At 73.9% G+C, this 12,697-nt stretch carries 10 protein-coding genes; 7 read left to right on the plus strand and 3 right to left on the minus strand.

Annotated elements, in window-relative coordinates; all coding sequences use genetic code 11:
- Nucleotides 1–62: 62 nt before the first annotated feature.
- On the minus strand, nt 63–1,166 hold the full coding sequence (locus ACZ64A_RS30935) for a PP2C family protein-serine/threonine phosphatase (protein WP_469815140.1): 1,104 nt from the start codon (nt 1,164–1,166) through the stop codon (nt 63–65).
- A gap of 282 nt (nt 1,167–1,448) precedes the next feature.
- Here ACZ64A_RS30935 and ACZ64A_RS30940 point away from each other — a divergent pair, with 282 nt between their 5' ends.
- Nucleotides 1,449–1,937 (plus strand): hypothetical protein, encoded by a 489-nt coding sequence (locus ACZ64A_RS30940; protein WP_469815074.1) that lies wholly within the window; start codon nt 1,449–1,451, stop codon nt 1,935–1,937.
- Nucleotides 1,938–2,234: 297 nt separating this feature from the next.
- Complete coding sequence (locus ACZ64A_RS30945; protein WP_469815076.1) at nt 2,235–3,131, plus strand: hypothetical protein; 897 nt, start codon at nt 2,235–2,237, stop codon at nt 3,129–3,131.
- 134 nt (nt 3,132–3,265) lie between these two features.
- Here ACZ64A_RS30945 and ACZ64A_RS30950 read toward each other — a convergent pair whose 3' ends face one another.
- Nucleotides 3,266–4,594 carry an aminotransferase-like domain-containing protein gene (locus tag ACZ64A_RS30950; protein ID WP_469815077.1) on the minus strand — a complete coding sequence of 443 codons (1,329 nt, stop codon included), beginning with the start codon at nt 4,592–4,594 and terminating at the stop codon, nt 3,266–3,268.
- A 74-nt stretch (nt 4,595–4,668) separates the two neighbouring features.
- Between ACZ64A_RS30950 and ACZ64A_RS30955 the strand changes: the two genes are divergently transcribed.
- On the plus strand, nt 4,669–5,460 hold the full coding sequence (locus ACZ64A_RS30955) for an alpha/beta fold hydrolase (protein ID WP_469815079.1): 792 nt from the start codon (nt 4,669–4,671) through the stop codon (nt 5,458–5,460).
- A 239-nt stretch (nt 5,461–5,699) separates the two neighbouring features.
- Complete coding sequence (locus ACZ64A_RS30960; RefSeq protein ID WP_469815081.1) at nt 5,700–6,632, plus strand: endonuclease/exonuclease/phosphatase family protein; 933 nt, start codon at nt 5,700–5,702, stop codon at nt 6,630–6,632.
- 300 nt (nt 6,633–6,932) lie between these two features.
- Here ACZ64A_RS30960 and snpA read toward each other — a convergent pair whose 3' ends face one another.
- On the minus strand, nt 6,933–7,589 hold the full coding sequence (snpA, locus tag ACZ64A_RS30965) for a snapalysin (protein WP_469815082.1): 657 nt from the start codon (nt 7,587–7,589) through the stop codon (nt 6,933–6,935).
- Nucleotides 7,590–7,766: 177 nt separating this feature from the next.
- Between snpA and ACZ64A_RS30970 the strand changes: the two genes are divergently transcribed.
- The 3 genes from ACZ64A_RS30970 (at nt 7,767) to metG (ending at nt 12,588) form a co-directional block, all read left to right on the plus strand.
- The gene (locus tag ACZ64A_RS30970) at nt 7,767–8,705 is read left to right on the plus strand and encodes a LysR family transcriptional regulator (protein WP_469815083.1); all 939 of its coding nucleotides are present in this window, start codon (nt 7,767–7,769) and stop codon (nt 8,703–8,705) included.
- A gap of 347 nt (nt 8,706–9,052) precedes the next feature.
- The gene (locus tag ACZ64A_RS30975) at nt 9,053–10,864 is read left to right on the plus strand and encodes a VWA domain-containing protein (RefSeq protein ID WP_469815084.1); all 1,812 of its coding nucleotides are present in this window, start codon (nt 9,053–9,055) and stop codon (nt 10,862–10,864) included.
- A 107-nt stretch (nt 10,865–10,971) separates the two neighbouring features.
- A complete protein-coding gene (gene metG / locus ACZ64A_RS30980; RefSeq protein ID WP_469815086.1) occupies nt 10,972–12,588 on the plus strand; it encodes a methionine--tRNA ligase in 1,617 nt (538 codons plus the stop codon).
- The last annotated feature ends 109 nt before the right edge of the window (nt 12,589–12,697 follow it).

The raw sequence follows: 12,697 nt of genomic DNA on the forward strand, positions 1-12,697 counted from the left end.
TGCCGAGCCCGCGCGCTCGGCTGCCGGGTGCCCGCTGCCGGGTGCCCGCTGTGGCTGCCGGGTCAGCGTCGGCGGCGTACGGCGAAGACCGTCGTGTCGTCGGCGAGGCGGCCCCCGCAGTGGCGCAGGGTCGCGTCGCGGACACGGGTGACCAGGCGGTCCGGCTCGGCGGTGCGCGGGTCGGCCCGCACCGCGCGGGCGAGGTCCTCGGCCAGCGGATAGAAGCAGCCGGTGTCGTCCCGGGCCTCGGTCACCCCGTCGGTGACCAGCAGCAGTGTCTCGCCGGGCGCCACCGGCACCCGGCGCGCACGGGGCGGGGCGCCGGTGAGGTCGCCGAGGCCGAGGGGGAGCCCGTCGCCCTCCGGCAGCGGCCGCACCCCGGCGGCGCCGACCACGAGCGGCGGCTCGTGGCCGAAGAGGACCAGGTCGACGGCGTCGGGCAGGCCGGGCGGGAAGTCCAGCAGGACGGCGGTGGCGAAGCGGTCGGCGTCGGCGCGGCCGAGGGCGACCGTGAGGCCGCGGTGGCGCGCCATCCGGGTCTCCAGGCGCCGGGCGACGGTCAGCAGGTCCGGCTCGTGATACGCCGCCTCCCGGAACGTGCCCAGCAGCGCGGCCGCCGCCTCCACCGCGCCGAGCCCCTTGCCCTGGACGTCGCCGAGCAGCACCCGGGTGCCGTGCGGGCCGGGCTGGATGTCGTAGAAGTCGCCGCCCATCCGGGCGTCGGTGTCCGCGGCGAGGTACACGGCGGCGTGGTCGAGGCCGCCCCAGTGCGACGGCAGCGGCCGCAGCACGGTACGGCGGGTGGTGTCGGCGATCTGCATCATGTGCAGCATCCGCCGCTCGTCGCGCACCCGGACCGCGCAGGCCAGCGTGGCGAGCACCCCGCCGACGGCGACGAGCACGAAGTCGGCCAGCCCGGCGTGGTACCGGTTCGGCCAGACCTCGTCCACGGCGATGTAGGTGATCACCGCGAGCACCGTGTAGGCGGCCGTGCCCCGCACCCCGCAGATCGCCGCCGCGATGCCGGGCACCAGCACGATCCACACGACCACACGGAACTCGCCGGGCGTGCTGACGTCGACGGTGACGATCACCGCGAGCAGCAGCAGGGGCGGCACCCAGGCCACGCTGCGGCCGCGGACCTGCAGCAACTGGTGACGGTGCACGACGTCCCGGCGACTCGGGGAGCGCGGGGAGGCAAGGAAGCGGGAGACAGCGCCGGGAAGCCGTCGGTTCCCGGCGCCGGACGCCCGCTTGCGCCGGCTGTCCGTGCCGCCCTCGCCGCCGGCCAGGCCGTCGCTGTCCGTGCCGCCGTTCACGCACCCCAGCGAAACACGGGCCCGCGCGGCCCGCATCAGCGTCCGCCACAGGGGCACACGTCGACTTGCCGGTGGTCCCCGCCAGGTGTGCCCTGGAAGGCGGGGGCGAGGAGAGAGAGGAGCGCTCTCATGGCTCATGCGGCACCCGCACCCGGGAGCGGCCGTACGCGTGGCTCGATCGGCACCCGCCTCGGCGCGCTCGGCGCCCGCCGGGCGCCCAACGGACTGCCCGACGTCTTCGGCGAACGCACCCACACCCTGGCGAGGTACGGCATCCCCGTCGTCCTCGGGCTCGTCTACGGCTACTGGGCCGCGGCCAACCGGCGCGGCGGCGGGCCCATCACGGGCTGGAACCTGCTGTTCGGCTTCGTCACCGCGATCGTGTTCATCGTGGCGTGCATCGGCGTCGCCCTCTTCGCCCCGCGGCTCACACGTGAACTGCACTCGGGCGTGAAGTCGGCCTTCGCCGGCATCTCCATCGGCTTCCTGTACAGCCAGACCGGCGACACCATCCTGCGCTCCGTGGCCCTGGGGCTGGTCACCGGGGCGGCCATCTACCTGGTGTTCTTCTACCGCTACTACACACGGGAGGACGCGGAGGGCAACCGCATCCGGTAGGGCGCCTCCGGCGCGCACACGTGGGCCCCGGTGTGGTGCACCGGGGCCCACGTTTCCCTCATCCCTCCACTCACCGGACCGCCGGAACCCGGTTCCGGCCTCCGGAGAGGATTCGGACGAAACGCATGCGGCGCTTCCTGCTCCCCCGCACCGGAAACGTCCGCAAGCACCAGGAAACACCCGTTCGGGTGAACCCTCCACCGGAGGGCGGAAAGCCCAGGTCGGAGCGGCGGCCCGGGTCACCCGGACGGCGCAGGTCCGCTGGCGGCGTGCGCGGTGGGGGCGTTGCCTGGGAGCGTGTCGTCACGACGCCTGCGGACCGCTCTGTCGGCCGTACTCATCGTCCTGTCCTGCCTGCTGGTGCCGCTCGGCGCACTGGCGGCGTGGGCGGCGTACGGCCTGACGGACACCGGGCGCTACGTCGCCACGATGGCGCCGCTGGCCGGTGACCCCGCCGTGCAGGGGCAGATCGCCGACGCCGTCGGCGAAGGCATCCTGCGGCAGGTCGGCACCGGGACGGCGCAGGGCGCGATGGGGCCGTTCGTGCACGACGCGGTGCGGTCGTTCACACAGACCGAGGCGTTCCGCACCGCGTGGGACACGGCGAACCGGTCCGCCCACGACGCCGTGCTGCGGGCGTTGCGGGAGGACGACGACCGGCCGGTGACCGTCGATCTCGCGCCGGTCACCGCGCAGGTCAAACGGCAGCTCGCCGAGGACCACGTGCCGCTGGCCGAGCGGATTCCCGTGCGGCACACGGAGGTCGCGCTGCTGCCGGCGGAAGATCTGTCACGGCTGCGGAAGGGTTACGACGTGCTGGAGGTCGCGGGGTTCTGGCTGCCCGTCGCGGCCGTCGCCCTGGCAGCCGCCGGGATCGGGCTCGCCGCGTGCCGGCGGCGGGCGCTGACCGCGACGGCCCTGGGCACGGCGGTGGGCGGCGCGCTGCTCGGGGTGGCGGTCGCGGTGGTGCGGCGGGTGACGTTGCGGGGGCTGCCGGCGGAGGTCTCCGCGCAGGCGGCGGGGGCGGTGTACGACGCGCTGACACAGACGCTGCGCACCGCGTCGTGGATGCTGCTGACGCTGGGGCTGACGGTGGCGGCCCTGACCTGGCTGCTGGCCCGCACCGCCCGCCACCGCCCCGCCCCGGCCCCGGACCCGACACCGGACCCCGCCCCGGCGGCCCCACCGGCCTGACCGCGCGGTTCCCCGCGCCTCTTTTCGCCCGCGGCGGCCCGTGCGGGTGCGTGTTCTGCCCTGCGGCGGCCCGTACAGGTCGCGTCGTGGCTGATCGCGCGGTTCCGCGCGCCCCTTTGGTGCCTGCGGCCCCGTCAGCCGCCGCGGGCGCCCCGTGCCAGTTCCGCCAGGACTCTCAGTGCCCTGCGCAGATCCGGGGCCGGGGCCGAGGCCAGGCCCAGGCGGACCGTGTTCGGGGTCGCGCGGGACGCCACCGCGAAAGCCGTCCCCGGCGTGACCGCGATGCCGTGCGCCGCGGCCGCCGCCGTGAAGGTGTCCGCGCGCCACGGCGCCGGCAGCTCCCACCAGGCGTAGCACGCCCGCGGATCCGACCGCACCGCGAACCCGGCCAGTTCCCGCCGCACCAGCCGCTGCCGCCGCGCCGCCTCGGCCCGCTTGGCGGCGACGAGGCGGGCCACCGTCCCGTCCCCGGCCCACCGCACCGCCGCCTGAAGCGCGAAGCGCCCCGCGCTCCAGCCGCCCGCGCGCACCGCGTCGGCCACGGCCGTGACCCGTCCGGGCGGGACGATCAGGAAGCCGGCGGTCAGCCCGGGCGCCACCCGCTTGGACAGTCCGTCGACGACGTGCACCAGCTCGGGCGCGTGCGCCGCCAGCGGCAGGGCGGGGCGCAGGAAGGACCAGATGCGGTCCTCCACGACCGGCAGGCCCAGCCCGGTGATCACCGCGGCCACCTGCTCGCGGCGCTCGACGCTCATGCTGGCGGACGTCGGGTTGTGCAGCGTCGGCTGGAGGTAGAGCGCGGCCAGGGGAGCGGAGCGGTGCGCGGCGGCGATCGCCTCGGGACGTACGCCCTGGGCGTCGGCAGGCAACGGGACCAGTGTGCGGCCCAGCCCCGCCGCGATGTCCCTGACCAGCGGGTAGGTCAGTTCCTCCACGCCCGCGCGGCCGCCCGGCGGGACCAGGGAGACCAGCGCGGCGGCGATGGCCTGGCGGGCGTTGCCGGTGAAGAGGACCTGCCCCGGGTCGGGCCGCCAGCCGGGCACCGCGAGCAGGTCGGCGACGGCCGCGCGGGCCTCGGCGGTGCCGTCGGCGGCGGCCGGGCGCAGCGCCTCGGTGAGCGCGCCGGGGTGCAGGAGCGGGGCGAGGGCGGGGGCGAGCAGGTCCGCCTGGCCGTCGGCGACCGGGTAGTTGAGTTCCAGGTTGACCGGCGCCGCGGTGGCCTCCTCGGCGAGCGCGCGTCCGCCGGGCGGCGCCGGGGCTGCCCGCACGAACGTGCCCCGGCCGACCTCGCCCACCACCAGCCCGCGCCGCACCAGTTCGCCGTACACCCGCTCCGCGGTGGACGTGGCGATCCCGTGGCGGCGGGCGAACGCCCGTTGCGGCGGAAGTCGCCGGCCCGGGCTCAGCCGGCCCGCGGCGATGTCGGCGGCGATACGGTCGGCGATCCGCCGGTAGTCCTGCATGCCGTCCCCTCTCATTGCACCGAGGGCAAAGATTTCATTGCCCCGAGCGGCGGGCCGCTCCTAGGGTCTCGGGCATGCCTCCCTTCCTCGCCTTCGAGGACCGCGGTCCGCACTCCTCGCGGCCGCCCCTGGTCCTCGTCCACGGTCATCCCTTCGACCGCACGATGTGGGCCCCGCAGACGGCCGCCTTCGCGTCCGCCCGCCGGGTGATCGTCCCCGACCTGCGCGGTTACGGCGCCTCCCCGGTCGTACCGGGCAGCACACCGCTGTCCGTCTTCGCGCGGGACATCGAGGCGCTGCTGGACGAGCTGGCCGTGGACGGCTTCGTGCTGGCGGGCCTGTCCATGGGCGGGCAGATCGCCATGGAGTGCTACGACCGCTTCGGCGACCGGGTGCGCGGCCTGGTCCTCGCCGACACCTTCCCGGCGGCGGAGAGCGAGGAGGGCAAGGCCGTACGCAACGCGATGGCCGACCGTCTGCTGCGCGAAGGCATGCGCGGATACGCCGACGAGGTGCTGGAGAAGATGGTCGCCCCGTACGCGGAGGAGGCCGTCAAGGCGCACGTGCACCGCATGATGACGTCCGCACCTCCCGAGGGCGCCGCCGCGGCCCTGCGCGGCCGTGCCGAACGCCCCGACTACCGCGCCCTGCTGACCCGGGTGACAGTGCCGGCGCTGGTGGTGGTCGGCGCCGACGACACGTACACGCCGGTCGGCGACGCCGAGGCCATGCACGCCGCCCTCCCCGACTCCACCCTGGTGGTGATCGAGCGCGCGGCCCACCTGCCCAACCTGGAGCGCCCCCGGGAGTTCAACACGGCACTGGACGCGTTCCTGGCCCGGGTGGACGCCGCGGCCTCCGTCTGAGCACGCGGACCACGGGCACCCCACGCCCTCCGCGTCCCGCGGGGGAAAGTGGCCGGCGTTCTCGCGCCACCCCGTGCGGCAGGCCGGTGGAGAGACGATCCTGGAGCTGTGGGTGCCTGCCGAGGAACCGGACGAGTTCAACGCGCACATCGTGGGCCGCATCGAGGCCGTGCACGTCTTCCCCTGACGTGGGCACCGGGGCCGCCCGGCGCTTCGCCGCCGGCGGTCCGGGGCCGCGGATGAGCGCCTGGTTCGCGGCGCTGCTGCTGGCCGCGGTGAGCGTCCTGCTCGGATGCCGGATCGCCGGCACCGACGGCGTCACGCCCGTGCCCCAGTTGCTGGCCTTCCTGCCGTGGCTGCTGGTGCCGACCGGTGCCGGGCTGCTGCTGGCGGTGCTGGGCCGGTGGTGGGGCGGGGTGGTGTGGGGCGTCGTCGTGATGGCCCTGCTCGCCTGGTTCATCCAGCCGTACGGCAAGGACAGCGAGCCCGCGGGGCCGGCCGTCGCCTCCTTCCGCGTCCTGACCTCGAACACGCAGTTCGGCCGCGCCACCGACGCCCTGCTCGCGGCCGTACGGCAGCAGCGGCCGGACCTGGTGTTCGTACAGGAGTGCGACAACGTGCGCTGTGACACCGCGCTGCGCCGGGAACTCTCCGGCACCTACCCCTACCGGCAGTCCGTGGACGGCGCCGGCTCCCAGGGCTCCGTCATCCTCAGCCGCTTCCCGCTCACCCCCACGCCCGGAGTGCCCGCCGCCATGGGCGAGCCCGGCGCGGTCGCCGACGTCCACGGCTACGCCGTACGGCTGCAGCTCGCGCACCCCATGCCACCGGTGCCCGGCGGGCTCGGGGCGTGGCGCCGCGAGCTGGGCCGGCTGCGCGACTTCGCCGCGTCCGCCCGGGGCAACCCGGTGATCATCGCCGGGGACTTCAACGCCTCCCAGGACCACGCCGCCTTCCGCCGCATCCTGGACACCGGACTGTACGACGCCGCCCGGCTCGCCGGGCACGACCGCGCCCCGAGCTGGCCGGCCCGCACCACGCCCGCCTTCGGCGTGCAGATCGACCACGTCCTGCTGTCCGGGGACTTCTCCGTCACCCGGACCCGCTTTGTGAAACTGGCCGGCAGCGACCACCGCACGCTCGTCGCCGACATCACCCTGCACCACCGCTGACCCACCGCCCGAACGGCGACGCGGGCCGCCCTGTGCAGGAGGGCGACCCGCGTCCCGGTGGGGGGTGTGGGGAGCGGCAGCGGCTTAGGGCCTGTCGTTTGGATCACGCCGGCGTCGCGGGGTCTGGCACGCACATCTGCCGCGTTGTCGTCGGTTGCCAACTCCCCCTAGCTCTTCGAGCAGGGGGGACCCCCACCGCGTTGGCGCCCTCCTCCGCCTTGCAGCTGCACGCACCAGACCCCGCTCGGGTCGGCCGAGACGCACCGCGGCTCGAGGCCGGCCTGATCCAAACGGCAGACCCTAACGCACCTTGTGCAGGGCCTTGTCGAGGGCGGCGGCGAAACCGTACGCCCACAGCTGGTTCACCCGGGAACGCTCGGTCGCGTTCGGGTAGGGGTTCGTGCAGGACGGGCCGGGGCCGCCGCCCGACATCAGCTCACTGCACGGCCCGCTGTAGTGGTCCGGCAGGCCGAGGACGTGCCCGGTCTCGTGCGCGGTCACCCGCGTCGAGTCGTACTGCTGGTTCTGCCGGTAGTCGAGGAAGACGTACCCGCTGCCGTGGCCGTCCGTCGAGGCGTACGAGCCGCGGGAGTCGTTGCCCTCGTAGTACGCGAAGTCGGCGTTGGAACCCGCCGCGAGTCTGACGTTGGACACCGAGCTGTTCCATATCTGGGCGGCCCGGGATATCTGCGTCCGGAACGACGGCGCGCCGGAGGGGTCGTAGACCACCGTGACGGCGGCGGTGCTGCTCGGGTTCGCGGCCCGCTTGGCCGCGACGGACTTCACGACGGCGTCGAAGAAGGCCTGGTTCGCCCTGGCCTCGGCCGCCGAGCCGGTGTAGCCCTGGTACTGCTGCGGGGCCGGCGCCGGGGAGGCCGTGGCCAGGCCGGGCGCGGCGAGGCCGAGGGCGATCGCGGTGGCCGCCGTGACGGCGGACAGGGGCATACGCATGCGCATCGATGACTCCTGGGGTGGGGGTCGAGTCACTTGCCATCCGTGAGTGTCGGCGCCGCCGCGACGCCTGTGATGATGGCAACCGGTGATAGCCCGGCCCTATCCCCGCCCAACCAGCCCTTTTAAGCCGGTAGTTGAACCCCTGGTGAAACCCTGGCTTCCGCTTTACTCTCCGGGGGCATGGAGCTCGAGGTGAGGCACCTCCGCGCGCTGTGCGCCATCGCGGACACCGGCAGCCTGCACCGGGCCGCCCGCCATCTCGGCGTGTCCCAGCCCTCGTTGAGCGGCCAGCTGCGCCGCATCGAACAGGAGCTGGGCGGCACGCTGTTCCTGCGCACCCGCGCCGGCTGCCGCCCCACCCCGCTCGGCCGGCTGGTGCTCAGCCGGGCCCGCCCTCTGGTCGCCGACCTGCGCTCGCTGGTCGCCGAGGCCCGGGCCGCCGCCCTGGGCGGACCCCATCTGCGCATCGGCTCCACCGCCAGCCGCGCCCTGCCCGGCTGGCTGCGCCGGCTGCGGCAACGCTGTCAGGAACCCAGCCTGCACATGGACGTCTCCCCCAACGCCCTGCTGCGCATGGTCGCCGACGGCCAGCTCGACGTGGCGTTCGTGCACGAGGTCGAGGGCTGCCCGCTGCGCGTCCCCGAAGGGCTGCGCACCCGCGTCCTGGTCGAGCGCGAACCGCAGTTCGTGTCGCTGCCCGCCGACCACCCGGCCGCCGCGAAACCCGTCGTCGACCTCGCCGACCTCGCCGGGGACCGCTGGATGGTCGACCCCACGGTGGACGGCGAGTGGGACGCCGTCCACCGCATGCTGCGGCTGGCCGGACTGAGCCCCCGCGTGCTGCACGGCGACTACCACACGGCCGCCTCCCTGGTGGCCACCGGCGAGGTCGTCACCGTCTGCCAGCCGACGTCCCTGTCCCGCCCCGAGTCGGCCGTACGCCGGCTGCGGGGCGACCCCCTCGGCGTACGGCTGCTGCTCGCAGCCCGCACGGAGACCGAACTGGACGGCGTGTGCCCCGCTCTGCGGGATGCCTACTGGGAAGCGGCGCGCCAGTCCCCGGCGTACCGGGAGTGGCTGGAAAGCAGCGCCACCACGCTCGCGTTCTCCCAGGCGTGAGGACCGGCGCGGGCGGCCGGACGGCGACGGACCATCGTGCGGCGGCGGACCGCCGGACGGGAGCGGGCCGCCGTACGGGGGCGGGCCGCCGTACGGGGGCGGGCCGCCGTACGCCTTTACTCTCCCCTTGCGTGCCCTTGGTGTGACCGTGACGGCAGGGACGAGCGCACGCGGAAGCGCTGCGGCCGGATGAAAAGAGGGTGAACCCGCCGGGGCCTTCGGGGTGTTGACACCGGGCCTCCGGCCCTGCTCACCCCTCCCCAAGATCACCACCGGGGGCCGCTAACCTTACGTGTCCGTCCTGGCCAGGGATCTACGGGCATCAACTCACGCGAAGGGTTGCGCACATGGGCATTCTCACTCTCCTGCGGAACGCGTTCGGCCGATCACGCAAGGGACGCACGGCCGAGGCAGAGAGTGCGGAACCGACGGCGAAGCACCAGGTGACGGCGGCCGAGCAGCCGTCGCAGCCGACGGCGGCCGAAGAAACCCCGGCGGCGGCCGAGGAGATCCCGGCGGCGGCTCTGCCGGCGGAACCGGCGGCCACTCCCCGCATCCCGGAACCCCGCCCGGAGGTCCGCGACACCCACGACCTGGTAGCAGCAGCCTTCGACCACGTAACGGTCCCCAACCCCACCCGCCCCGCAGAACAGACCCCCACGACGGAGGCCACGCCGACGGAGCCGACGGCGGAGGCGGAGTCGCCAGCGGCGGAATCAGAGCCCACGGCCGAGCCGACGGCAACGGAGGCGGCGCCGACAGAGGAGCCGACTGCGGACGAGCCGAAGCCGACGGCGGCGGAGGCAGAGCCCACAGCTGAGCCGACGGTGCAGGCGGAGCCCGAGGGCGAGACCGCTGCGCCGGAGGCGGAGCCGGCGGCTGAGCTGACGGCGGCGGATGCGGAGCCGGCGGCGGAGGCGGAGCCAGCGGCGGAGGCGGAACCGGCGGCGGAGCCGACCGCGACGGAGCCGACCGCGACGGAGCCGACCGCGACGGAAGCAGAGCCCGCAGACGAGCCGACGGCGGACGAGCCGGAGCTCACCGAGGAGCCGACCGCCGCGAAGGCAGAACCCGCGGACGAGCCGACCGTCGCCGACGCACAGCCCGCGGACGAGCCGACGGCGGCGGAACCGGAGTCCGCGACGACGGAGCCGGAGCCCGCAGAGGAGCCGAAGGCGGCGCAACCGGAACCGGAGCCCGCTGCGGAGCCGACCGCGGCGGAGCCGGAGTCGTCCGAGACGAAGCCCGAGGCCACGGCCGAGGAGCCGGCGCCGGAGGCGGAGCCGACGGCCTCGGAGCCGGAGGCGGAAGAGCAGCCGGAGGCTGCCGCCCCGGAGCCCGCGGCCGCCGACGGCGAGGACGCCCCACAGGGGCCACCCGCACCCGACAACGAATCCCGCACGGGTGGTGCGGGTGGGAACGAGACGGCCGAAGGCGAAGCCGAGGCCGAAGCCCCGACGGACACCCCCCAGGACAGCACCCCGCAGGACAGCACCCCGCAGGACAGCACCCCGCAAGACACCCCCGTCGGCCCGACGCTCGCCACTGCCTACGACGCCGCCACCGCCGCCCTCGAGAAGCAGAATCTCACCGGCACCCGTGCCAAGGTCTACCTCGTCCTCGACCGCTCCGCGAGCATGCGCCCGTATTACAAGGACGGCTCCGCCCAGGCCCTCGCCGAGCAGACCCTCGCCCTCGCCGCGCATCTCGACCCCGAGGCCACCGTCCCGGTCGTCTTCTTCTCCACGGAGGTGGACGGCACCGGCGAGCTCACCCTCACCGACCACGAGAACAAGATCGACGAGCTGCACGCCGGCCTCGGTCGCATGGGCCGCACCAGCTACCACGCCGCGGTTCAGCAGGTGATCGACCTGCACCGGACGTCGCAGGACCCCAAGGCCCCCGCCCTCGTCGTCTTCCAGACCGACGGCGCCCCGGACGCCAAGACCCCCGCGACCCGGTCCCTCACGGACGCCGCGAAGGACCACCCCGCGCTCTTCTTCTCCTTCGTCGCCTTCGGCGAGCACGACAACAAGGCCTTCGACTACCTCCGCAGGCTGAAGACGGACAACACGTCCTTCTTCCACGCCGGCCCCGCACCCCGCGAGCTCACCGACGAGGAGCTCTACGAGGGCGTACTGGCGGCCTGGCGCCCGTAAGCCCGCCGCACAGCACTCCGCACCCGGGGGGTGGACGCCGGACCACGGCCGTCCACCCCCCGAAACGCGTGTGAGTCGATCTTCACGAGCCCAGTAGGATTTCGACCATGGCGGCCACTGGATCCGAGAAGCAGGCGGGGAAGGCGTACTACGTCTCCACGCCCATCTACTACGTCAACGACGCTCCTCACCTGGGCCACGCCTACACGACCGTTGCAGGGGACGTGCTCACGCGCTGGCACCGTCAGCGCGGCGAGAAGGTGTGGTACCTCACCGGCACGGACGAGCACGGTCAGAAGATCATGCGCACGGCCGACGCCAACGGCGTCACCCCCCAGGAATGGTGCGACAAGCTCGTCACCGAGGCCTGGAAGCCTCTCTGGGAGCACCTGGAGATCGCGAACGACGATTTCATCCGCACCACGCAGAAGCGGCACACCGACCGCGTCCAGGAGTTCGTGCAGGACCTGTACGACAAGGACGAGATCTACAAGGGCGGCTACGAAGGCCCGTACTGCGTCGGCTGCGAGGAGTACAAGCTCCCCGGCGAGCTGCTCGACGGCGAGGGCGAGTACGCGGGTCAGAAGCTCTGCCCGATCCACAAGAAGCCGGTGGAGATCCTCAGCGAGGAGAACTACTTCTTCAAGCTGAGCGAGTACACGGACAAGCTCCTCGCCCACTACGAGGCGAACCCCGACTTCATCCAGCCGGAGTCCGCGCGCAACGAGGTGCTGAACTTCGTCCGCCAGGGCCTGCAGGACCTGTCGATCTCCCGCTCGACGTTCGACTGGGGCATCCCGATCCCGTGGGACGCCAAGCACGTCATCTACGTCTGGGTCGACGCGCTGCTGAACTACGCGACGGCGGTCGGTTACAACGAGAACCCGGAGAAGTTCGAGGCGACCTTCCCGGCCGACGTGCACCTCGTCGGCAAGGACATCCTCCGCTTCCACGCGGTGATCTGGCCGGCCATGCTGATGGCGCAGGGCCTGCCGCTGCCGAAGAAGATCGCCGCGAACGGCTGGCTGATGGTCGGCGGCGAGAAGATGTCGAAGTCGAACCTGACCGGCATCAAGCCGCAGGACCTCACCTCGCACTTCGGCGTGGACGCCTACCGCTGGTACTTCCTGCGCGCGATCGCCTTCGGCCAGGACGGCTCGTTCTCCTGGGAGGACTTCTCCGCCCGGTACACCTCCGAGCTGGCCAACGACTACGGCAACCTCGCCTCCCGGGTGGCGGCCATGGTCGGCAAGTACTTCGGCGGCACGCTGCCCGAGGCGACGGCCGACGGGGACGCCGAGAAGGCGATCCACGACGGGCTGGCCAAGGCCGTCGCGGAGGCCGACCGCAAGATCGGCGAGGAGCTGGACTTCCAGGGCGGCATCCTGGCGGTCTTCGACTTCGTCAAGCAGGTCAACGGCTACATCACCGAGCAGGAGCCCTGGAAGGTCGCCAAGGACGACTCTGCGGAGGGCCGGGCCCGTCTGGCGACGATCCTCTACACGGCCGCCGAGGCGCTGCGCGCGGTCGCGGTGCTGCTGAACCCGGTCATGCCGGAGACCTCGCAGAAGCTGTGGGACTCGCTCGGCGCGGAGCCCGTCCTGGGCGCCCTGGCCGAGCAGCGGGTCCAGGAGGCCGCCGACTGGGGCCGCCTGCCCGCCGGCGCCACCGTCACCAAGGGCGCGGTCCTCTTCCCGCGCCTGGAGGAGAAGCCCACCGCGTGACGCCGTAGACACGCGCCGGCCGCCCCCGGGGAGCACCGCTCCCGGGGGCGGTCCGCTGTCCGCCCCCGGCGCGCCCGGCACCGCGACGGCCCCGGCGTCTGACAGCATG

Source organism: Streptomyces sp. NPDC104814 (assembly GCF_055583185.1).